The organism is Actinocorallia populi (assembly GCF_002995495.1).
Classification (GTDB): Bacteria; Actinomycetota; Actinomycetes; order Streptosporangiales; family Streptosporangiaceae; genus Actinocorallia; species Actinocorallia populi.
In genome coordinates this window covers 237,298-259,786 of sequence record NZ_PVZV01000004.1, presented here as the reverse complement: position 1 = coordinate 259,786, position 22,489 = coordinate 237,298, and the positions used below count along the sequence as shown (strand labels likewise).

The 22,489-nt window shown below is 71.3% G+C and carries 17 protein-coding genes and 3 tRNA genes; 5 read left to right on the top strand and 15 right to left on the bottom strand.

Annotation, left to right across the window (positions count from 1 at the left end; genetic code table 11):
* Positions 1–38 precede the first annotated feature (38 nt).
* The 3 genes from C2865_RS17915 to C2865_RS17900 form a co-directional block, all read right to left on the bottom strand.
* Positions 39–1,688, bottom strand: a complete 1,650-nt coding sequence (locus C2865_RS17915; protein WP_106399629.1) for an AMP-binding protein — start codon at positions 1,686–1,688, stop codon at positions 39–41.
* Positions 1,689–1,833: 145 nt separating this feature from the next.
* Positions 1,834–3,054 (bottom strand): winged helix-turn-helix domain-containing protein, encoded by a 1,221-nt coding sequence (locus C2865_RS17910; protein ID WP_106399628.1) that lies wholly within the window; start codon positions 3,052–3,054, stop codon positions 1,834–1,836.
* Between the two features lie 261 nt (positions 3,055–3,315).
* Positions 3,316–4,410, bottom strand: coding sequence for a VldE C-terminal domain-containing protein (locus C2865_RS17900; protein ID WP_106399626.1), 1,095 nt, complete (start codon positions 4,408–4,410; stop codon positions 3,316–3,318).
* A gap of 129 nt (positions 4,411–4,539) precedes the next feature.
* On the opposite strand from C2865_RS17900, the gene C2865_RS17895 reads away from it, so the two are divergent.
* Both C2865_RS17895 and C2865_RS39450 read left to right on the top strand, forming a co-directional pair.
* Positions 4,540–5,625, top strand: a complete 1,086-nt coding sequence (locus C2865_RS17895; protein ID WP_198653409.1) for a glycoside hydrolase family protein — start codon at positions 4,540–4,542, stop codon at positions 5,623–5,625.
* Between the two features lie 110 nt (positions 5,626–5,735).
* Positions 5,736–6,368: a hypothetical protein gene (locus C2865_RS39450; RefSeq protein WP_157963781.1), complete on the top strand. Its 633-nt coding sequence runs from the start codon at positions 5,736–5,738 to the stop codon at positions 6,366–6,368.
* Here C2865_RS39450 and C2865_RS17890 read toward each other — a convergent pair.
* The 8 genes from C2865_RS17890 to C2865_RS17855 form a co-directional block, all read right to left on the bottom strand.
* Positions 6,283–7,746 (bottom strand): ATP-binding protein, encoded by a 1,464-nt coding sequence (locus tag C2865_RS17890; RefSeq protein ID WP_106399625.1) that lies wholly within the window; start codon positions 7,744–7,746, stop codon positions 6,283–6,285. The genes C2865_RS39450 and C2865_RS17890 overlap by 86 nt on opposite strands.
* A complete protein-coding gene (locus C2865_RS17885; protein ID WP_106399624.1) occupies positions 7,743–9,467 on the bottom strand; it encodes an NAD(P)/FAD-dependent oxidoreductase in 1,725 nt (574 codons plus the stop codon). The genes C2865_RS17890 and C2865_RS17885 overlap by 4 nt, the downstream gene beginning before the upstream one ends.
* Positions 9,468–9,487: 20 nt before the next feature.
* Positions 9,488–9,781 (bottom strand): UBP-type zinc finger domain-containing protein, encoded by a 294-nt coding sequence (locus tag C2865_RS41445; RefSeq protein WP_106399623.1) that lies wholly within the window; start codon positions 9,779–9,781, stop codon positions 9,488–9,490.
* Between the two features lie 141 nt (positions 9,782–9,922).
* A tRNA-Met gene (locus C2865_RS17875) sits at positions 9,923–9,996 on the bottom strand.
* 248 nt (positions 9,997–10,244) lie between these two features.
* Positions 10,245–10,318 (bottom strand) — tRNA-Met (locus C2865_RS17870).
* A gap of 61 nt (positions 10,319–10,379) precedes the next feature.
* Positions 10,380–11,147 (bottom strand): 3-oxoacyl-ACP reductase, encoded by a 768-nt coding sequence (locus C2865_RS17865; RefSeq protein WP_106399622.1) that lies wholly within the window; start codon positions 11,145–11,147, stop codon positions 10,380–10,382.
* Between the two features lie 14 nt (positions 11,148–11,161).
* Positions 11,162–12,520 carry an aldehyde dehydrogenase family protein gene (locus tag C2865_RS17860; protein WP_106399621.1) on the bottom strand — a complete coding sequence of 453 codons (1,359 nt, stop codon included), beginning with the start codon at positions 12,518–12,520 and terminating at the stop codon, positions 11,162–11,164.
* Complete coding sequence (locus tag C2865_RS17855; protein WP_106399620.1) at positions 12,521–13,924, bottom strand: glutamine synthetase family protein; 1,404 nt, start codon at positions 13,922–13,924, stop codon at positions 12,521–12,523.
* Between the two features lie 116 nt (positions 13,925–14,040).
* On the opposite strand from C2865_RS17855, the gene C2865_RS17850 reads away from it, so the two are divergent.
* Both C2865_RS17850 and C2865_RS17845 read left to right on the top strand, forming a co-directional pair.
* On the top strand, positions 14,041–15,711 hold the full coding sequence (locus tag C2865_RS17850) for a carotenoid oxygenase family protein (RefSeq protein ID WP_106399619.1): 1,671 nt from the start codon (positions 14,041–14,043) through the stop codon (positions 15,709–15,711).
* A 177-nt stretch (positions 15,712–15,888) separates the two neighbouring features.
* Entirely contained in the window at positions 15,889–17,040 is a 1,152-nt protein-coding gene (locus C2865_RS17845) for a tyrosine-protein phosphatase (protein WP_157963780.1), read from the top strand.
* A gap of 243 nt (positions 17,041–17,283) precedes the next feature.
* On the opposite strand, the gene C2865_RS17840 is transcribed toward C2865_RS17845, so the two are convergent.
* A tRNA-Met gene (locus tag C2865_RS17840) sits at positions 17,284–17,357 on the bottom strand.
* A 43-nt stretch (positions 17,358–17,400) separates the two neighbouring features.
* Positions 17,401–20,322: a UPF0182 family membrane protein gene (locus tag C2865_RS17835; protein ID WP_106399617.1), complete on the bottom strand. Its 2,922-nt coding sequence runs from the start codon at positions 20,320–20,322 to the stop codon at positions 17,401–17,403.
* A gap of 106 nt (positions 20,323–20,428) precedes the next feature.
* On the opposite strand from C2865_RS17835, the gene C2865_RS17830 reads away from it, so the two are divergent.
* The gene (locus C2865_RS17830; protein ID WP_232835681.1) at positions 20,429–20,920 is read left to right on the top strand and encodes a PPA1309 family protein; all 492 of its coding nucleotides are present in this window, start codon (positions 20,429–20,431) and stop codon (positions 20,918–20,920) included.
* A 12-nt stretch (positions 20,921–20,932) separates the two neighbouring features.
* On the opposite strand, the gene C2865_RS17825 is transcribed toward C2865_RS17830, so the two are convergent.
* Together C2865_RS17825 and C2865_RS17820 are read right to left on the bottom strand one after the other, a co-directional pair.
* Positions 20,933–22,024, bottom strand: coding sequence for a YlbL family protein (locus C2865_RS17825; protein ID WP_106399616.1), 1,092 nt, complete (start codon positions 22,022–22,024; stop codon positions 20,933–20,935).
* Between the two features lie 22 nt (positions 22,025–22,046).
* Entirely contained in the window at positions 22,047–22,469 is a 423-nt protein-coding gene (locus tag C2865_RS17820; RefSeq protein ID WP_106399615.1) for a molybdenum cofactor biosynthesis protein MoaE, read from the bottom strand.
* Positions 22,470–22,489 lie beyond the last annotated feature (20 nt).

Here is a 22,489-nt window from a genome sequence, read left to right as displayed (position 1 = left end):
GGTGGTCTCCCACCCGGCCGTCTCGCCTTCCGCGGCCGTCAGGCCAGGACCTGGATGTTCTCCAGCGCGCCCGCCTGCAGCTGCTCGTACATGTAGCGGCGGCGCGGCTTGCCCGAGGAGGTGCGCTCGATCAGACCCCGCGGGCCCGTGACGATCGTCAGCTCGGCGTCGTCCAGCCGGCGGGCCAGAAAGCGCCGGGCCTCGGCCGTCCACGCGCCCTCGTCGGCCTCGACGAACAGCGCCACGCCGCGGCTGCCCACGCCCGGCACCGCCACGACCGTCAGCCTGCCCTTGTGCAGCCCGGTGACCTCCGAGAGCTTGGTCTCCAGGTCCTCGACGTAGACCGAGCGGCCGCGGACCTTGAGGCTGTCGCCCATCCGGCCCAGCACGAACAGCTGGCCCCGGTGGAAGAAGCCCGCGTCGCCCGTCCAGACCTCGCCGTCGATGAAGCGGGTGGACTTGCCCTCGGCCCCGGCGTGGTAGCCGTCGCAGACCGACACGCCCCCGGCCACGACCTCGCCCAGGCAGCCCTCGGGCACCTCCTTGCCGTCCTCGCCGCAGATGCGGACGGGAAGCTCCGGGTCGGGCGTGCCGCAGCCGACCATCCAGCCGGCCTTGTCGTTCAGCGACTCCGGACCGACCAGCCGCTCCTCGGCGATGCGCACCGGCTCGCCGAAGTTCAGCGAGTCGGTCTCGACCCGGACGGCCAGCGGCGAGGAGCTGCCGTCGAACATCGTCACGCACAGCGTCGTCTCGGCCATTCCGTAGGCGGGGCGGAAGACCGTGCGCTCGAAGCCGGTGCCCTCCAGCAGCTGGGCGAACGCCTCGAGGCCGGACGGGTCGACCGGCTCGGCGCCCACGATCACGCTGCGCCAGCCCGAGAGGTCCAGGTCCGCGACCTGCTCGCGCTTGAGCCGCCGCGCCATGTAGGAGAAGGCGAACGGCGGGCAGGCCGAGAACTGGGCGACGGTGAAGCGTTCCAGCCAGCGCTTGGGGTCGCGGATCCACTGGTCGGGCCGCATCAGGTGCAGGGTCCCCTGCCGGGTGACCGGGGTGAGGAACGCGCCGATCAGCCCCATGTCGTGGTAGAGCGGCAGCCAGGAGTTGACCTCGTCGCCCTCCCGGTAGCCGGTCGCGCGGATGATGAGCTCGGAGTTGGCCTCGAGGTTCTCCCAGGTGACCCGCACGCCGCGCGGCTCACCGCTGGAGCCGGAGGTGAACTGCATCAGCGCCAGCTCGGACGCGGGCTGGAGCGGGGCCTCGACCGCGGCCTCCCGCGGCACCCACGGCTCGCCCTCCAGCCCGGCACGTTCCATGCACCGGGCGGTGAGCTCCTTCAGATCGGTGCTGGCGACGGTCAGCTTCGGCTTCGCCTGGCGCAGGATCGCCGCGACGTGGTCGACGTACTCCTCGCCGGTCTGGAACAGCGGCGGGGTGATCAGGCAGATCACGCCGCCGGACGCCCACACGCCGAAGTACGTCGAGATCAGGTCGTGGTCGGTGGGGATGATCGCGCAGACGACGTCGCCGGTCCCCACGCCCTCCTCGGCCAGCGCCGCGGCGACCCGCTTGGCCGAGGACGCGATCCGGTCGTAGCTCCGGTACTCCCAACCGCCCTCCTCGTCGGCCAGGTGCACCCCCCGTTCCGGGTTCGGCCTGTCCAACCAGTCTCGGAGCCACGAGGTCATCGAAGGTCCTTCCAACGCCAAAAGGATGTGTGCGCGACCGCTGCCGCAGCGGCACCGACGGGGTTACCGAACCGTAGGGTAACGATGCGGACCGGGCCGATGTTACTCACGGGGGAGGTAGTTGCCCAGAGCGCTTTTCGTCCGGCTATGACAAGGAACGCAACGCCGAACCCAGCGCGGGGGCGAGCTGCGCGGGCAGGACCCTCTCCACGGCGACGGAGTCGCATCCCACCCAGCGGGCGGCCTCCTGCAGCGCCCGCGCGGCGGGCTCCACGCACCGGGGCCCGTCCAGCGAGATCTGCCGTGCGACCAGCGTGGACCCCTCCCGCGCCGGATCCACCCGGCCCACCAGCCGCCCGCCGGCCAGCAGCGGCATCGCGAAGTAGCCGTGCACGCGCCTGGCCTTGGGCACGTAGGCCTCCAGCCGGTGGGTGAAGCCGAAGATCCGCTCGGTGCGCGGCCGGTCCCAGACCAGCGAGTCGAACGGCGACAGCAGCGTGGTGCGGTGCCTGCCGCGCGGCGGGGACTCCAGGGCCGCCGGGTCGGCCCAGGCGGGACGCCCCCAGCCCGCGACGCGCACCGGCACCAGCCCCGCCGCCTCGACCACCCGGTCGACCTGCGCGGCGCGCAGCCGGTGGTAGTCGGCCAGGTCGGCCCGCGTGGCGACGCCCAGCGCCCGGCCCGCCTGCGCCACCAGGGCGGTCAGGCAGGTCTCGTCGTCCGGCTCGTTCTCGCGCAGGGCGGCCGGGACCGCCCGCTCGGCCAGGTCGTACACCCGCTTCCAGCCGCGCCGCTCCACGCAGACCACCTCGCCGACGTCCAGCAGCCACTCGATCGCGATCTTCGACTCGGACCAGTCCCACCAGGTGCCGCCGGGCACGCTGCTCGCGCCCAGGTCCGACGCCGTCAGCGGGCCCTCCTCGCGCAACCGCCGCGCCACCGCCGCGCAGGAGCGCTCCCTGTCCTCCATCCGGTGCCAGCGGTGACCGCGCCGCGCGTACTCCCGGCGCCGGAAGGCGAACAGCGGCCACTCCTCGATCGGCAGGACGCACGCGGCGTGCGACCAGTACTCGAAGGACGTGCCCCGCCCCCAGTAGGCCTCCTCCACCGCGGCCCTGCCCACCGCCCCCAGCCGGGCGTAGGGGATCAGCTCGTGCGAACGGGCCAGCACCGAGATCGTGTCGAGCTGCACCGCGCCCAGCGCGCGCAGCACCCCGCGCACCCCCGCCCGCCGGTCGGGCGCGCCGAGCAGGCCCTGGGCCCGCAGCGCGATCCGCCGCGCCTCGTCGGCCGACAGCTCCAGCCGCGCGGGCGGGACGTTCTGCTCGGCGGGCGTCGTTTCGTGCAGGGCGGAATCCAGGCTCATGCCGGCAGCATAGGAGCGGCCACCGACAGAACCGGCGGCTCATACCGGCCGGGGGTCGGGCTCCGGGGACGGCCCCGGGCCGGGTTCCGGCGGCACCGGCTGCGGCTCGGCCGGCGGAGGCGGCGCGGGCTGCGGCGCGGGCGGTACCGGATTCGGCTCCGGCACCGGATCGGGCATCGGGCTGGGCGGAGGCGGCGGGGCCGGCCTCTCGGGAATCGGCGGAACGGTCATGTTCCGCCCCTTACCCGGCCAGGTGGGCGGCTAACGGCCGACCGAGACGTGCACGTGGTCGAAGTGGTTCTGGGTGATGCTGCCCCGGTTCTCCATCAGCCGCCAGCACTTGCACACCCGCTCGTTCCAGATGTGCTGGCGCCAGATGATGTACTTGATCCCCAGCCTGCCGTAGTTGGCGATCAGGTAGTTCACGGTGCGGTCGCCCACGGCCATCCACGCCTCGCCCGGCATCCGGCCGCCCGAGCTCAGCATGAAGTCCGAGGCGTTGCCGGTGCCGTGGTCCTGGGGGTCGCCGGGCCGCGCGCAGCCGATCGCCAGGAACGGGCCGATCAGCGCGTCCACCTCGTTGCGGACCGCCTGCATGTGCGCCGAGCAGCCCGCCGTCCCGCTCAGCGGGGACCGCGCTGTGCCCGCCACCTGCACCGAACCCGTCGTTTGCCGGGGCAGGACCGTGACCTTCGTCTTGGCGGGCAGCAGCTTCGCCAGCCTGCCGCGCAGCTTCTTCAGGTCCGTCTTCGGCGCGCTCACCACGATCGCGTTGCCGCTGGCCAGGCCGAGCCGCTGGGCCTGCTCGCGGGAGACCACGGCCTCCACGCCCGGGATGCCGATCGGGGCGACCGCGCCGATCCGCACGCTCGCGCCCCTGCCGGTGGCGCCCGCCGCGACCACGGTGCCCAGCTTCGCGCCCTGGAAGGAGATGACCGCGTCCCCGCCCGCGACGTTGCGCCACAGCCCGTCCAGCTTGGCCGTCTGCTTGGGGGCGAGGTTGCGGAACGTCGAGGGGTCCACGCCCAGCAGGCCGATCTGCCGCCCGGCGACCTGGGTGCGCGCCCCGTCCACCACCTCGACCGCCTCGACCCCCTTGAGCTTCTTGACCTCGGCCACCACGTCGGCGGGGAGCGTGGCGGTGCCCGCGGCCAGCAGGTGGGGGGTGTGGCGGTGGCGCAGCGGCGCGACCGTGATGGTGCGGGTCTCCTGGCCCGGGGTGTGCGCCACCTCGTGCGAGACCTGGAGCTCGTCCAGCGCGGCGTCCTCGTCCTGCTGGGCGGCGATGACGGCGAGGTCCACGGAGAGGGTGAGCAAGGCGGCAACACCGATGGCACCCGGCACCCAGACCCGCATCCGGTTCCCCTTTCCGCATCGGACAGTCAACTTACACGGCACCCTTTCGGATGGAAGCGGACGGAACTTAATGATCTATGAGACAGTTGCAGTCCCCGGATACCCGATCCCCCGGAGTCGAAAGCCATCATGCGCGTGCCCTCCGCCCGCACGAAACGCCGCTCCCTGGAGGCCGCGGCCGTCGGCCTGTTCGCCGCGTCCCTCACCGGGCTGGCCGGATACGTCATCACCGACCAGCGCGACCCGCGCCCGGTGGGCTGGGTCAGCCCGCAGCCGGTCGCCCCGGGCGCGCAGGAGGAGCAGGTGCCCGAGGCCCGGCCCAAGGAGGGCGCGCGGCAGGAGCCGCGGGTGCACGCGGCCGCCGAACCCCGGGACGTCGTCGGCGCCACCGGCTCGGACCGCGCCCCCCTGGCCGGGCAGCAGGTCCCGCCGATGCTCGACAAGCGCGCCGCCGGCGACCGGGCCGAACGCAAAAAGCCCTGCTTCAAGGGCGTGGCGACCTGGGCCTACCCGAAGTCGAAGGCCTCGATCAAGAACTCCCGCGCGTGCTGGTTCTACGGCTGGGGCCCCGACCGGGCGGGCATCGCCGCGCCCGCGGGCGTGGAGTTCGTCCCGATGATCCACCGTGCGGCCACCATCGACGACGTGGCCAAGGTCAAGGGCCGCGGCTACCGCTACCTGCTCGGCTTCAACGAGCCCGACCTCGGCGACCAGGCGAACATGTCGGTCGAGCAGGCGCTGGACCTGTGGCCGCGGCTGGTGCGGACCGGCCTGATCCTGGGCAGCCCGTCCGTCGCCACCGGCGGCGAGCTGCCCGGCGGCTGGCTCGACCGGTTCATGAAGGGCGCCAAGAAGCGCAAGCTGCGCGTCGACTTCATCACCCTGCACTGGTACGGCGCGGACTTCCGCGCCAAGCCCGCGGCCCTTCAGCTGCGGAGCTACCTGCGCAAGGTCCACAAGCGCTACAAGAAGCCGATCTGGCTGACGGAGTTCGCGCTGACCGACTTCACCCGGGGCGCGCCCCGCTACCCGTCGCAGAAGCAGCAGGCCGCGTTCCTCCGCCAGGCCGCGAAGATGCTCCGCGGCGAGCCCTACGTCAAGCGCTACGCCTGGTTCGCGCTGCCCACGGACCGCAGCGGCACCGGCCTGTACGACCCGGACGGCTCCCCCACCCCGGCCGGGCGCGCCTTCCGGTCCGCGCCCCGGTACAAGTAGCCGGTCCGGCCGGCCGGTTCTTCACGCCCCGCCCAAGAACGCGTGCTCTTCCCGCCGCCTCCGGAGCGGCGGGAGGCCGCGGCCGCGGTGTCCTGCTACCACTCGATGCCGTGAGCGGATGGACGATCTGGACTGCCCTCTGGTCCGCCGCGGCCCTGGCCCTGCCGGGGACGGCGGCGGCCCTGCCCGCGGCCCTGCCCGAAACGGTGCCGCCCGTGCCGGCGCGCGACGCGTTCGCGACCGCCGACCCGGCCTGGCTCGACCCGGCCCGGCTCGACCCCTCCTCCGCCGACCTGACCGTCGCCGGGGACCTGTGGTCGCTGCGGCCGGGACGGACGGGGACGGCGTTCGTCAACGTCGCCAACGGCGGCCCCGCCGAAGCCGTCCGGCCCGTGCTCACCGTGACCCTGCCCAAGGAGCTGACGGCGACCGACACCTCCGGCTGCCGCCGGGCGGCCTCCAGCCTCTCCCCCGAGGGCGTCACCACGATCACCTGCCGGTGGAAGCGGATCGGCTCCGCCGGGCACCGGCTGGTGCCGCTGGAGCTGAAGGCCGCGCGGCTGCGCGAGTCCGACGCCGCGTCGGCCAGGCCCCGGATCGCCCTCCAGGTGGACTCGCAGACCCCGGAACTGACGGAGGAGGACAACCGCGCCGCCTTCAGGGTGCGGATCCGGCCGCTTCTCCCCGATCCTCCGCAGCGCCCTCCGACGAAGGCCGATCTCTCAGGGGAAGCCGCACGATGAACCGGGTGTCGCCGGGCTCGGACTCGACGTTCAGGTCGCCGCCGTGGCGGCCGACCACGATCCGGTAGGAGATGTCCAGGCCCAGGCCGGTGCCCTGCCCGACCGGCTTGGTGGTGAAGAACGGCTCGAAGATGCGGCCCCTGAGCTCCGGGGGCACGCCGGGGCCGGTGTCGCGGACCTCGATGCGCGCGTGGTCGCCGTCCGGGGCGGTGCGCAGGGTCAGGGTGCCGGAGCCGCCCATGGCCTGCACCGCGTTGTCGATCAGGTTCGTCCACACCTGGTGGAGCTCCCCGGCGAACACCGGCACGGGCGGCAGCGACCGGTCGAACTCGGTGACCACCCGCACGCCCTCCAGCTTGGCCCCCAGCATGACCAGGGTGCTCTCCAGGCCCTCGTGGACGTCCACCCGCTCGTAGGGGGTCCGGTCCAGATGGGAGTACTGCCGGGCGGCGCCGACCAGGCTGGAGATCCGGGTGACCGACTCGGTGATCTCGCCCAGCAGCAGCTCGGCCTCCAGGGTGTAGGCCAGCCAGCGGACCGCGCCCTCCAGCAGCCCCGGGGGCGCGGACTCCGCCAGCCGGTCCAGGAAGTCCGTGGTGGTGCCCGCCCCGGTGAAGATCGGCGCCAGCTCCCAGGCCTCCCCCACCTCGTGGTCCTCCAGCCAGTCGGTCAGCTCGTCCTCGCGTTCGGCCTCGGCCACCGCGCTCAGCTTCGGCGCCGCCGCGATCCGCTGGACCGCCTCCTCCTGCACGTCGACGAGCAGCATCAGCAGCCGCGGGTCGATCTGGTCGTGCGCGAGCATCGCCAGCTTGCGCCGCGTCCCGGCGACCCGCCCGCGCAGCGCGTCGGCGGCCCTGACGGCGGCGGCCGCCGGGTTGTTGAGCTCGTGGGTCAGCCCCGCCGACAGCGCGCCCAGCGCGAGCAGCTGCTGGCGCTGGGCGACGACCGCCTGGTTGGCGCGCATCCCCAGGAACAGGCCCTCCAGCAGGTGGATGGCCATGGGGAACCAGCGGTGCATGAACTCCGAGAAGTCGGCGCTGCTCAGGAACCAGAACCGGCAGCCGGTGACCGCCCAGACCGTGGCGGTGTACTGCGTGTCGCCCTCGGGCAGGTAGGCGCGGGTGGCTCCGGCGTAGACGCCCGCCTGGTCGGTGCGGACGACCTCGACCTCGTCCCTGCCGACCCGCTGGCACAGCCGGAGCGTGCCGGACAGCAGCACCGCCAGCCGTTCGGCGGGCGCGCCCTCGGCCAGCACCGCGGTGCCGGCCTCGGCGTCCTCCACCCAGCCGTGCCCGGCCAGCCAGTCGAGCTGCGTGTCGTCGAGGTGCTCGAACAGGAACAGTTCGCGCAGCTCCGCCGGGCCCAGGCGCCCGGTCATGACGCGCCCAGGTAGCGGTGGACGAGCGTCACCGCCATCGCACCCTCGCCGACGGCGGAGGCGACCCGCTTGACCGAGTCCGACCGCACGTCGCCGGCCACGAACACGCCCGGCATGCTGGACTCCAGCAGCCACGGATCGCGGTCGGGCAGCCAGTCGGCCGGCCGCCGCCCGTCCACCACCAGGTCGGTGCCGGTCCGGATGAAGCCGCGTTCGTCGCGTTCCACCACGCCCTCGAGCCAGTCGGTGTGCGGGCGGGCGCCGATGAAGACGAAGAGGTGGCCCGCGGGCACCTCCTCGCCGCCGCCCTCGGGGCCGGTCAGGCACAACCGCTCCAGGCCCTGGTCGCCGAACGCCCCGGTGACCTGGGTCCGCAGCCGGACGTGCACGTTGTCCAGGCCGCGCAGCTGCTCGATCAGGTAGTGGGACATGCTCGCCTCCAGGGACTCGCCCCGCACCAGCAGGGTGACCGAGGGCGCGTACCTGGCGAAGTAGACAGCCGCCTGGCCCGCGGAGTTGGCGCCGCCCACGAGGTAGACGTCCTCGTCCGTGCAGTGGGCGGCCTCGGTCATCGCCGAGCCGTAGAAGACGCCGCGGCCGGTGAGGTCCGCGACCCCGGGCGCCTCCAGCTCCCGGTAGGACACCCCGGTCGCGATGATCACGGAGTGCGCGGAGATCTCCCGCCCGTCGCCGAAGGTGAGCACCCGCGCCGGCCCCTCGGCCCGCAGCCCGACGACGTCGCAGGAGGTGAGGATCTCGGTGCCGAACTTGACGGCCTGCCGCCGCGCCCGGTCGGTGAGCTGCGCCCCCGACACCCCGTCGGGGAAGCCCAGGTAGTTCTCGATCCGCGACGACTGCCCGGCCTGGCCTCCGGTGGCCTGCCGCTCCACCAGCAGCGTCCGCAGCCCCTCGGAGGCCCCGTAGACGGCCGCCCCCAGCCCCGCCGGCCCGCCCCCCACGACGATCAGGTCGTAGAAGTCGGTGGCCGGGGTGGTGGACAGCCCCACCGCGTCGGCGAGCTCCGCGCCGGAGGGGGCGACCAGCGCCGTCCCCTCGGAAGTGATCACGACCGGAAGCTCGCCGCCCTCCACCTCGGCCGCCTTGAGCAGGCGCACCGCCTCGGGCGAGGAGTCCGAGAGCCAGCGGTAGGGCACCGCGTTGCGCGCCAGGAAGTCGCGGACCTCGTACGACGGGCGCGACCACCGGTTCCCGATCACCTTGGTCTCCGCGACGGGCGCGTCGGGCTCCCGCCGGTAGGCCTCCAGCATCGCGTCCACCACCGGGTAGAGCTTCTCCTCCGGCGGGTCCCAGGGCTTGAGCAGGTAGTGGTCCACGTCCACCACGTTGATCGCCGCGATGGCCGCGTCCGTGTCGGCGTAGGCCGTCAGCAGCGCCCGCCGCGCCCGCGGGAAGAGGTCCATCGCCGCCTCGAGGAACTCGATACCGCTCATCTCCGGCATCCGGTAGTCGGCCAGCACCACCGCCACCCGCTGCCCCCGGAGTTTGAGCTCCCGGAGCACCTCGAGCCCCTCGCCCCCCGACCCGGCCCGCACGACCCGCAACTCCCGCCCGTACCGCTTCCGCAGGTCCCGCGCCACCGCCCGGGACACCGCCGGATCATCGTCGACGGTCAGCAGGACCGCCTTGCGCTCCTGCTCCCCCTGCTCAGCCGCCCCGGCCCGCCCGGCGCCCCGCTCGGCGCCCTCATCCACCTGGATCATGCGCCCATGCAACACGAATCTCACGAATGCGCATAATCCGGAGCCCCCTCGACCCCGAACATCACCTGGTCCTCGTAACACCACCACCAGTCCTCCCCCGGCTCGAAGGAGGACACCACCGGATGCCCCGTGGCCGCCCGGTGCGCCGTCGCATGCCGGTTCGGCGACGAATCACAACACCCCACATGCCCACACGTCCGGCACATCCGCAGATGCACCCACCGCCCCCCGCTCCGCGAGCACTCCTCGCACCCCTCCCCCGAGGGCCCCGCCCCCACGTCCACCTGGTCCAGATGCCCACACGTCTGCGCCATACCCCCATCCTTCCCCCCAGAAAGCCCTCCCCCACACCCCCCACCCAAGGCCGAACCACAAGAACCTCTCCCAAAAAACAACAAAAAAAGGACCCCCGCGGAAGCGAACCAAAGATTCGCGACCACGAAGGCCCATTCTCGTAGCGGGGACAGGATTTGAACCTGCGACCTCTGGGTTATGAGCCCAGCGAGCTACCGAACTGCTCCACCCCGCGTCGTTGTGTTCAAAGGCTATGACCCCTGGCGTGCTTACGCAAACCAGAGCCCCACCCCCTCGAAACCCAAACCCAAGCCCCACCAAAACCCCGCCCCTTTCCACAGCACCACGAGAAAGCAGCACCACAGGAGGGGGCGTGGGGGCCTGCCCCCACATCGGGGGCTCCGGGGGTCGCCCCCCGGAAAAAGCGAAGAGACCCCCGCGGAAGCGAACCGAAGGTTCGCGACCACGGAGGCCTCATTCTCGTAGCGGGGACAGGATTTGAACCTGCGACCTCTGGGTTATGAGCCCAGCGAGCTACCGAACTGCTCCACCCCGCGTCGTTGTGTTCAAAGGTTATGGGGCCTGGCGTGCTTACGCAAACCGGGGTTCCGTGCCTGGTCACAGGGGTGTGACGTAGGCGCCGGTGATGCCGCCGTCGACGAGGAACTCCGCGGCGGTGATGTAGGAGGCGTCGTCCGAGGCGAGGAAGGCGACGGCGGCGGCGATCTCGTCGGCTTCGGCGAAGCGGCCCATGGGGGCGTGGACGAGGCGGCGGGCTGCGCGTTCGGGGTCTTCGGCGAAGAGTTCGCGCAGGAGGGGGGTGTTGACGGGGCCCGGGGAGAGGGCGTTGACGCGGATGCCTTCGCGGGCGAATTGCACGCCGAGTTCGCGGGTCATGGCGAGGACGCCTCCTTTGGAGGCGGTGTAGGAGATCTGGGAGGTGGCGGCGCCCATGCGCGCGACGAAGGACGCGGTGTTGATGATGGAGCCTTTTTCCTGGGCGCGCATGTACGGGATGACGTGTTTGCAGCAGAGGTAGACGCTGGTGAGGTTGGTCTCTTGAACGCGTTTCCAGGTGTCGAGTCCGGTTTGGAGGATGGAGTCGTCTTCAGGTGGGGAGATTCCGGCGTTGTTGAAGGCGATGTCGACGGTGCCGTAGGTGTCGTGGGCGGTGCGGAAGAGCGCTTCCACCGTTTCTTCGTCGGTCACGTCCGCCTTGAGGTAGAGGCCGTCGAGTTCGTCGGCGTACCTGCGGCCCTCTTCGGGTTCGGCGAGGTCGGCCAGGACGACGGTGGCCCCTTCGGCGGTGAGGCGCCGGGCGGTGGCGAGGCCGATCCCGCCGAGGGCTCCGGTGACGACGGCGATCCTGCCCGCGAGTCGTTGCATGCCGGTGGCTCCGTTCAAGGTTCTGTGGCCAGGAAGACGTTCTTGGTCTCGGTGAAGGCGTCGAGGGCGTCGGGGCCGAGTTCGCGGCCGAGCCCGGACTGTTTGAAGCCGCCGAAGGGCGTCCAGTAGCGCACCGAGGAGTGGGAGTTGACCGACAGGTTGCCCGCTTCGACGGCGCGGGCGGTGCGCAGGGCGCGGCCGAGGTCGCGGGTCCAGATGGAGCCGGACAGGCCGTAGGCGGTGTCGTTGGCGATCCGGACGGCGTCGGCCTCGTCGGTGAAGGGCACGACGGTGGCGACGGGTCCGAAGACCTCTTCGTGCCAGGCGGGGAGGTCGCGGGGGTCGGTCGCGGCCAGGACGGTCGGCGGGTACCAGAAGCCGGGCCCGTCGGGCGCGGTGCCGCGGAAGGCCACGGGGGCGCCGTCGGGGACGTAGGAGGCGACCTTCGCCCGGTGCTCGGCGCTGATCAGCGGTCCTACCTCGGTCTCCTCGGCGGACGGGTCGCCCACGACGACGCCTTCGACGGCCGGCTCCAGCAGTTCCATGAACCGTTCGTAGGCGGACGCCTGCACGAGGATCCGGGAGCGGGCGCAGCAGTCCTGCCCGGCGTTCTCGAACACCGCGTACGGGGCCGTGGCGGCGGCGCGCTCCAGGTCGGCGTCGGCGAAGACGATGTTGGCGCTCTTGCCGCCCAGTTCCAGGGTGAGCCGTTTGATCCCGGGCGCGCAGGCGGCCATGAGCTCCCGGCCGACCCGGGTCGAGCCGGTGAAGACGATCTTGCGTACGCCGGGGTGCTCGGCGAGCCGCCGGCCGGTGAGCGGGCCACGGCCGGGAAGCACCTGGAACACGTCTTCGGGCAGCCCGGCCTCCAGCGCGAGCTCGGCGACGCGCAGCGCGGTCAGCGGCGTCCACTCGGCGGGTTTGACCAGCACGGTGTTGCCCGCGGCCAGCGCGGGCGCCAGGCCCCAGCCCATGATCGGCATCGGGAAGTTCCAGGGGACGATCACCCCGACGGTCCCGAGGGGCTCCTTGAACGTGACGTCCACCCCGCCCGGGACGGGGATCTGCAGCCCGGTCAGCCTCTCGGGGGCGGCGGAGTAGTACAGCAGGACGTCCCGCAGGTTGCCCGCCTCCCAGCGGGCCTGCCCGATCGGGTGCCCGGCGTTCAGCACCTCCAGCCGGGCCAGCTCCTCCAGGTGGGCGTCCACCTGCGCGGCGAAGGCGCGCAGCAGCCGCGCCCTGTCGCCGGGAGCGACCCGCCGCCAGGAGGCGGAGGCCGCCACGGCGCGGACGACGGCCGCGTCGGTCTCCTCGGCGGAGGTCTCCGGCACGGTCCGCACAGCCCGGCCGGTCGCCGGGTTGACCACCTGCATCTACAGCCTCTCGAATCCCCGGAACAGCTCCCAGTCGGTGACGGCCCGCTCGTAGGCGGCCAGTTCCGACCGCGCGTAGTGGGCGTAGTGGGCCGCGACCTCGTCCCCGAACGCCGCGGCGGCCAGGGTGCCGGACTCCCAGTCGTCGAGCGCCTCGCGCATCGTCCGGGCGACCGTGGGCCCCCCGGCCAGGTCGTAGGCGTTGCCGTCGCAGGGTTCTCCCGGCTCCAGCCCGTTCTCGACCCCGTGCAGCCCCGCGGCGATCATCGCGGCGACCGCGAGGTAGGGGTTGACGTCGCCGCCGGGCACCCTGTTCTCCACCCGCAGTGACGAGTGCCGCCCGACCAGCCGCAGCGCGCACGTGCGGTTGTCGGGTCCCCAGCGGATCGCGGTCGGCGCGAACGATCCCGGCTGGTAGCGCTTGTAGGAGTTGATGTTCGGCGCGTACATCAGGGTCAGCTCGCGCATGCAGGCCAGCTGGCCGGCGATGAAGGACGCCCCCTCGGGCGACAGGCCGTGCGGGCCGTCTCCCGCCATGACCGGGGTGCCGTACCGGTCGCGCAGCGACAGGTGGATGTGGCAGGAGTTGCCCTCCCGCTCGTCCGGCTTGGCCATGAAGGTCAGGGACATCCCCTCCTGCGCGGCTATCTCCTTGGCGCCGGTCTTGTAGACCGCGTGGTCGTCGCAGGTGCGCAGCGCCTCGGCGTAGCGGAAGGCGATCTCGTGCTGGCCGCGGTTGCACTCGCCTTTGGCCGACTCCACGTACATGCCGGCGCCGGCCATCTCGTTGCGGACGCGCCGCAGCAGCGGCTCGACCCGCGCCCCGCCGAGCAGGGAGTAGTCGACGTTGTAGAGGTTGGCCGGGGTCAGCTCGCGGTAGCCGCGCCGCCAGGCGTCCTCGTAGGTGCCGTTGTAGACGACGAACTCCAGCTCGGTGCCGACGTGGGCGGTCCAGCCGCGTTCGGCCAGCCGGTCGAGCTGGCGGCGGAGGATCTGGCGGGGGGACGCGGCGACCTCGCGGCCGTCGTGCCACCGCAGGTCGGCCTGGACGAGCGCGGTGCCCGGCTGCCACGGCACCTGCCGCAGGGTGGACAGGTCGGGCTGGAGCACCAGGTCCCCGTAGCCGTGCTCCCAGGAGGACATGGCGTAGCCGTCCACGGGGTTCATGTCGACGTCGACGGCCAGGAGGTAGTCGCAGGCCTCCGCGCCGCCGCCGGCCACCTCCTCCAGGAAGTAGCGGGCCGTCAGGCGTTTGCCCTGCAGGCGGCCCTGCATGTCGGTGAAGGCGATGATCACCGTGTCGATCCGGCCGGACTCGGCGGCCACGTCCAGTTCCTCGAGCGTCAAGTCGACCTCAGATCTTCTTTCCCGTCCGTTGGGGCGCGCTGAACGGGAAATACCCATCTGCGCGCGGCCGTACCGGCAAAGCGGCCGTCGCCCGAGCGGATGTCCCGATGATTCTGACGACGAATGTCCTCAGAAGCCTTGACGCTCCGGCACCCGCACGTTTGATTGGCGGCATGCCGATCCCCCGTTCGATCCTCAGCAAGGACGACCCCCAGGACCTGGAGCTGACCGTCGTGGCGGGCCGCTGGCCCGACGACATCGGCGGCCACCTCCTGGTGAGCACCTCCGACCAGCGCACCCGCCCGCTGCACGCCTTCTTCGGCGACGGCATCATGGTCCGGCTGGACCTGAGCCCCGACGGGCACGGGCGTTTCGCCTGGCGGCCCCGGGTGATCGACACCCCGTCGGTCCGGCTGCGCCGCGCGCGTCCCGACCTGTTCACCCCCGGCCCGGTCGGCACGAACTCCCCGTGGGGCTCGGTCAACGCCGCCAACACCGCGCCGCTGCCCTGGGGCGACCGCCTGTTCGCCACCTGGGACGCCGGCCGCCCGGTGGAGGTGGACCCGGTGACCCTGGGCTTCGTCGCCGAGGTCGGCCACCGCGACGACTGGAGGCCCGCCCTGGACCAGCCCGTCCTGCCGCTGGTCTCCACCACCGCCCACCCGGTGATCGACCCCGAGCGCGGCTGCATGTGGACCGTCAGCCGCGACGTGCTCACCGGCGCCGTCTCGGTGGTCCGCTACGACGGCACGGGCGGGCGCGTCCGGCGCTGGGAGGTGGAGGGCGCCGTCCTGCCCCAGGCCACCCACACCATCACCCAGACCCGCGACTGGCTGGTGCTGGCCGACACCGCCTACAAGGTCGACGTCCAGGAGGTCTTCGGAGCCGACCGCACCGTCGCCAACAACCCCGACGGCCCGGTCCTGCTGATCCGCAAGGACGACCTCGTCCCCGGCGCGCGGAGCGTCCCCTGCACCGAGTTCCGGCTGGCCCCCGAGGTCAACCACTTCTACGCCAGGTACGACGACTCCGACGGCGTGGAGGTCGTCATGGAGCACTCCGAGGGCGTCGACATCGGCATGTACCTGCGCGAGGACGACCTGGACGCCCACGGCCGCCCCGTCGACCCTGCCCTGCGCGGCATGTACTGCCACGGCATGTCCCCCGCGCTGACCACCCTGCTGCGCTTCGACCCGGGCACCGGGAAGATCACCGAACGCGCCCGCCTCCGCGATCCGGAGCGCTACTGGCAGGCCGAGCTCTCCGCCGTCGACTGGTCCTTCGAGGGGCAGCTCGCCCCCACCCGCCACCATCTGATCCACCTGGGCTTCCACCCCGAGGCCGTCAACCAGCGGGCCCTGCGCAACTACGGAGACCGCGTGGACCCCGGCCTGTTCCCCCGTGAGGAGACCCCCGCGGTCCTCACGTCACTGGACCGCGAGTCCCTGCGGCCGCTGAGCGAGTGGACCTTCGCCCTGGACGACTACCCCACCTCCCCCTGCTTCGTCCCCAGAGGCCCCCTGAACGCCGCGGGCCGCTCCCGCTACGCCGGGTCCTCGCCCGGCGGCCACCACGGCCACCTGCTGGTCCTCGTCCACAACGACGACCGCTTCCGCCTGGAGCTCTTCGACGCCGCCGCCGTCTCCCGCGGCCCCGTCGCCGTCCTGGCCCCGCCCCCCGGCAGGACCGTCCCCTTCATGATCCATTCGGCCTGGATGCCCACCTCCCTGCCCGCCCCCCGGGTGGAGCGCCACCACTTCCGCGACGACCTGGACTCCCGCCTCGACCGGCTCCCTCCCGACCTGGTGGCCCTCACCCACGAGATCGCCGCGCAGATCCCCTGACCCCGCGCCCCGGGGGCGAACTTCCGCAGGCCACCGACACGGACCGTAAAACGGCCATGACGAATTCTGATTTCGAGACGTCCCAATCAGCGGGACCTCGAATGTGACTTACGTCATGCCTTGCGAGCCTGTCGGGGCTCATCGGGTGATCAACCCGATGCAAGAAGGGAGCCCCCTTTGAATCCCCCCACGTCCGTCCCGCGCCGCGCGGGCTTCACCGCCCTGGGCGCGATCATCGCGTTCGGCGCCGTCCAACCCGCCGCCTCCGCCCACCCGAACAACGGCCCCCGGATCACGCAGGTCACCGTCACCCGAACGGCGGACGGCACCCACAACCTCACCTGGACCGCCCGCAAACCCGGCAAGACCTACGTCTACGCCTCCACCGACTCCCGCGACCCCTCACGCTCAGGCCACCTGGTCGCCCAGACCACATCCTCCGGCACCGACGTCCCGAACCTGGAACCCGGCCGACGCTGGTACTTCGAGATCGCCCCCAAACGTTCGGCGAACGCCCGCGGCCCCATCACCGCCACCCGCCAGATCGCCCTGGACGGCCCCCACAACACCCGCGACCTCGGCGGCTACCCCACCAAAGACAACCGCACGATCCGCTGGGGCCTGATCTACCGCAGCGACGACCTCTCCGAAGCCACCGAAACCGACAAGGCCCACCTGACCTCCCTCGGCGTCACCACCTCGGTCGACTTCCGCGGCCCCGCCGAGATCGCCAAATCCGGCCCCAACCGACTCCCCGAAGGAGTCAAGACCGTCGCCATCCCCCTGCTCGACGAAAGCGGCAACGCCCTGGCCGCAGCCCTCACCGCAGCACTGGCCTCAGGCGACGCCAGCGTCCTGGAGGAGATGCTCGGCAACGGCAAGGCAAGGCAGATCGTCCTCGACAGCTACCGCGGCCTGGCGTCCAGCAAGGAGGTCCAAGCCGGCTTCCGAGACGTCCTCCTCCGCCTCGCCGACGAGACCCAGACCCCCCTCGTCTACAACTGCACCTCGGGCAAGGACCGCACCGGCGTGATGTCCGCCGTCATCCTCACCCTCCTCCGCGTCCCCCACCAGACCATCACCGACGACTTCACCCTCTCCAACACCCACCTGGCCGCCTCCCACCAGAGGACCTACGCCCTCCTGGAGAGCAAAGGCATCGACAGCGACCTGGTCCGCCCCCTCCTGGAACAACACCCCGACTACCTGAACGCCTTCTTCGAAGGCATCAACACCGAATACGGCTCCTTCAACCACTACCTCCACAACACCCTGAACCTGAACCAAAAAACCATCACCCACCTAAGACACACCCTCACCACCCCCTAACCCCCAGACCCCCCAGGCCCCAGACCCCCAGCCCCCTCCCCCCGACCACAAAGGCAGCACCCAGACAGAGAACGAGCGCAAGACAAAGCCCCCTTCCACAGCACCACGAGAAAGCGGCACCACAGGAGGGGGCGTGGGGGCCTGCCCCCACATCGGGGGCTCCGGGGGTCGCCCCCCGGAAAAAGCGAAGAGACCCCCGCGGAAGCGAACCAAAGGTTCGCGACCACGGGGGCCTCAGTCTCGTAGCGGGGACAGGATTTGAACCTGCGACCTCTGGGTTATGAGCCCAGCGAGCTACCGAACTGCTCCACCCCGCGTCGTTGTGTCTCAAGACTACGGGATGGAGCGGGGTTGGGCAAATCAGTTGCCCGTGCTCGGGTTGCTCGGGGTGTTCGCGGGCGCCTGCTTCTGCAGTTCGACCAGCTTGTTGATGGCGGTCTCCAGCTTGTCCTGGGCGTCGGCGTACTTCTGCAGGTCGCCGGACTTCAGGGCCTCCTGTGCCTCGCCGAACGCCTGCTTGACGTCGTCGATGGCCTGCTGGATGTTCGGCGGCGTGGACGGCTGCTCGCCGCCTTCACCGTCCTGCGGCTGTTCGCCGCCCTCCTGTTCGGGGACGTCCGTGCCGGGTTTGAGGATCTGCTGGAGGGCGTCCTCGAAGGTGGTGGCGAACCCGATCTGGTCGCCGAAGGAGACGAGCACCCAGCCGAGGACGGGGTACTGGGCTCCGGTGGCGGCCTGCTGGTAGACGGGCTGGACGTACATGAATCCACCGGCGAAGGGCAGGGTCAGGAGGTTGCCGTAGACGACCTCCGTGGTGCTGCCCTGGGGCCGGTTGAGGATGGGCGCCGCCTGCTCGTTGCCCTTGAAGTCGTTCTGGATCTGGGTGGGTCCCGAGATGGCGACTTCGCGTGGCACCTGGAGCAGTCTCAGCTCGCCGAAGGTGTCCGAGCTCGGATCGCTGTTGGCCGACAGGTAGCCGGTGAGGTTGTTGCCGTTGCGGGCCACGTACGTCGAGGTGAGCGCGAAGTTCGGCGATTCTGCCTCGGCCGCGTTCTCCTTGCCCGGCATCTGGATGGTCAGGAAGTACGGGGGCTCCGTGACGCCCTTCTCGGTCGGGTCGGTCGGCACCTGCCAGTAGTCCTGGCCGCTGTAGAAGCCGCTCGGGTCCGTCACGTGGTACTTCGACAGCACGCCCCGCTGGACCTTGAAGATGTCCTCGGGGTAGCGGATGTGGGAGTAGATCTGCCCGTCCATCGCGCTCTTGAGCTCGGCCTTGCTCTTGACGGTGCCGGGGAACGCCTTCTGCCAGGTCTTGAGGACCGGGTCCTTCTCGTCCCAGGCGTAGAGCGTGACGGTGCCGTCGTAGGCGTCGACGGTGGCCTTCACCGAGTTGCGGATGTAGTTGATGTCGTCACGGCGCTGCGCGCCGACGGACGGCCGCTCGGTGTTGCTGTCGCGGGTGAGGTCCTGCAGGTTGACCCGCTCGGAGTACGGGTAGCCGGCGGAGGTGGTGTAGGCGTCGACCATCCAGACGATGCGCCCTCCGGCGACGACCGGGTAGGCGTTGCCGTCCACGGTCAGCCACGGCGCGGCCTTCTGCACCCGCTCGCGCGGCGAGCGGTCGTAGAGGATGCGGGACTTGGCGTTGATCTCGCTGGACAGCAGGATGTTGCGGTCCTGGAACTTCAGCGCGTAGGCGACCCGGTTGACGAAGGAGTCCATCTTGACTCCGCCGATGCCGGTGTAGGTCGTCTGCTGGTTCGGCGGGTAGTCGAGTTCCTTCTGGTTGCCGACGATGGAGTACTGCGGGGACTGCTCGCCGAAGTAGACCTGCGGCTTGTCGATCTTCAGCCGGCAGGAGCCGTCGGGGAGCTTGTCGGAGCAGTCCTGCGGCATGCCGTAGGACTGGTAGATCGGCCCCTTGCTCTCGGGGTCGACCTGGTTGCCCTTGGCCGAGACGAAGCCGTAGCCGTGGGTGTAGGTCAGGTGCTCGTTGACCCAGCCGGAGGCGTTCTCCGGCGGGCCGGTCAGCTCGCGGACCGCCACCAGGGTGTCCTGCGGCTCGCCGTCGGCGTCGGGGTAGCGGTCGATGTCGAGCGGGTTGGCGAAGTCGTAGAAGCCCTGGAGCTGCTGCTGCTGGCGGAAGGTGGGCGACAGCAGTTCCGGGTCGAGCAGCCGCACGTTCGGGAGGGTCTTGGAGTACTCCTCGAGCTCCTTGGTGCCGGGCTGCTTGTTGGGCGCGTAGTTCTGCCCCGCCACGTCCTTGACGCCGAACGCCTGCCGCGTCGCGTCGATGTTGCGCTGGATGTAGGTGCGCTCCTTGGCGAGCTCGTTCGGCTTGACCTGGAACTGCTGGATCAGCAGCGGGTAGACGCCGCCCAGCAGGATCGCCGACAGGACGAGCAGGCCGAACCCGACGCCCGGCAGCATCATGCCGCGCCGCCAGATGTTGACGAAGAACAGGATCGCGCAGATCAGCGCGATCGCGGCCAGGATCGTCTTGGCCGGCAGCACCGCGGTGACGTCGGTGTAGCCGGGGCCGGTGACCTTGCCGCGTTCGGAGTAGGCCAGGCCCCACCGGTCGACCCAGTAGGCGATGGCCTTGAGCAGCACGAACAGGCCGACGAGCACCGAGAGGTGGGCGCGCGCGGAGGGGCTGGCCTTGTCGCCGGGGCCCTGCAGCCGCAGGCCCCCGTACAGGTAGTGCACGCCCACCGCGGTCAGGAGCGACAGGACGACCATGACGAACGCGAAGCCGAGGATGAGCCGCAGGAACGGGTAGACGAACACGAAGAACGAGATGTCCATCCCGAACTGCGCGTCCTTCTCCCCGAAGGGGGTGCGGTTCATGAACGCCAGCCAGGTGCCGACCTGGCCCGCCGCGGACAGGCCGCTGAACAGGCCGATCGCGCCGAGCAGGGTGAACAGGACGGCCTTGCGGTGCGGGTCGACGGCGGTGCGGTACCGCTCGAGGCCCTGCTGCTCCACCGAGACCGGCCGGTAGGCCGGACGCAGCCGGTAGGCGATCACGATGTTGGCGCCGACTGCCAGCGCCATCAGCAGGCCGCCGCTGAAGAACAGCAGCGCCCTCGTCCACAGTTGGGTGGTGAAGACCTTGGAGAACCCGTCACCGAGCGACCGGTACCACAGCAGGTCCGTCCACACGCCCGCGAAGACGAAGAACAGTCCTACCAGCACCGCAAGCGTGATCAGTACGGGCGCCAGGAGTCTGGGGCCACGGCCGGGGAGACGCCGTCCCGGGGCCGGATTTCGGAAGCTCAACGCTTCTCTCCGATTCTCAAGTTCCTGTCGGCTCTACTAGGCAACTTATCCACAACTTCCACAGTTCCCGACCGGATCACCTGTCGGGCGGCGAAACAATAACGGCATGACCGCACTGGAAGAGACCGTGAAGAGCATCGAGCAGCAGACCGGCTGGGACGGTCCCCCGCAGCTGTTCGCTCTGGTGGAGACGTCGGAACTGCTGAGGGTCCAGCCGGAACTTGCGGACGAGCTTGGTCTGGAGGCCGGCGCCGGGCTCACCGCGGTCGACCAGGGCGAGTTGCCCGATGAGGATATCGGCGCGCTGCTGCCGGGCATCGTCTGGCCCGAGAGCGTCGCCGGTTGCGCCCTGGCGATGGTGCGGATCACCCTGCCGCCGGAGGTGGAGGAGCAGATCCCCGCCGAGGGCGACGCCGTCGCCTGGGCCAGCGCCCACCCGCTGCACGAGGAGCTGAAGATCGTGGTGGGCGTGCTGCGGGACGGCACGCGGCACGCGGTGCTGCGCATCCGCCGCCATGAGGACGAGCTGCTGTCGGCGGAGGATCTGGTGCCCGACCTCGCCGAGGCGCTGGCCCAGACCCTCCTGCCGGACGAGTGAGCGGCGTCCGCCTCAGGAGGCCGAGCACCCCGGGACGGCGCCCTGCCCGCTCTGCAGCGACTGCAGCGCCTTGACGGCGCCGTCCAGGGTCTCGGCCTTGACCAGGCGGAGCCCGTCGGGGGCGGCGGTGACGGCCTCGTCGCAGTTGCCGGCCGGGACGAGGAAGACGGTGGCTCCCGCCTTCCGCGCGCCGAGCATCTTCTGCTGGATGCCGCCGATCGCGCCGACCTGGCCCTCGGGGGTGATCGTCCCGGTGCCGGCGACGAACTTCCCGCCGGTCAGGTCGCCAGGGGTGAGCAGGTCGTAGATGCCCAGCGAGAACATCAGGCCGGCGCTGGGCCCGCCGATGTCGCCCACACTGATCTTCACGTCGATCGGGAAGACGTAGCGGTCGCGCAGGACCACGCCGATGACGGCGCGGTTCGCGTCGTCGGGGGCGGGCGCCAGGGTCATGGACACCCGCTGCTCCTTGCCGTCCCTGCGGATGGTCAGCTCGACGGACTGCCCCGGCTTGTACTGCTTGAGCGCGCCGGTGACCCGGGAGGTGCGGTCGGCCTTCGTCCCGGCGACGGCGAGGATCTCGTCTCCCGGCCGGAGCACCCCGTCGGCGGGCAGGCCCTTCTCGACCGACTGCACGGCCGAGACCGTGGTCGGCTTCTGGCCCATCTGGATCAGCGCGGCGGCCACGGAGGTCTGCTGGGAGTCCTCCATCAGGAAGGTGTTCTCCTCCTCGACCTCCTCCACCGTCTCGTCCTTGGGGAAGATCGTCTCCTGCGGGACGACCGCGCGCTCGCCGTTCAGCCAGTCGCGCAGCGCGGTGAACAGGCTGATCGGGCGCTTGGGGCCGCCGGTGTAGGCGACGGTGGTGAAGTTGAGGTGGCCGCTCGCCGGGTGCGTCTGCGCGCCGGTGATCTCGATCAGCGGCTTGTCGGTCTCGGGGTTGGCGCCGATGGTGTTCATGGTCGGCCCCGGGCGCAGCGACACGTACGGCACCGGCATGACCGCTCCGGCCACCGCCAGGGCCAGTACGAGGACGGCGACCAGCCCGAGCGTCAGCGCCCTGCGGTGCGGGCGCCGAGCGTTCCCCTTTTCCAGGTTGACCATGCGGGCAAGCTTATTGCCCGTTTCAGCAGGCCCCGACCCACTCCGAGCCGCCGTCGGCGAACTCCTGGTACTTCCAGATCGGGACTTGGTGCTTGAGGTCGTCGATCAGGCGGCGGCAGGCGGCGAACGCCTCGGCCCGGTGCGGCGCGGCGGCGGCCACCACCACGGCCAGGTCGCCGATCTCCAGCTCCCCCACCCGGTGGACGGCGGCCAGGGCGGTCACCGGGAAGTCCGCGGCGACCTTCTCCATGACCTCGCGCAGCCGGTCGAGGGCGGTGGGGTGGGCGCTGTAGGTGAGCCGGACGACGTCCCTGTCGTCGGGTTCGCCCTGGGCCCGGTCGTGGTCGCGGACCGAGCCGACGAAGAAGGCGGTGCCGCCGGCCCCGGGGTCCTTGACCGCGCCGACGACCTCGTCCACCGAGAGCGGATCGTCCCGGACGTCCATCAGCCTGATGACAGTCACGG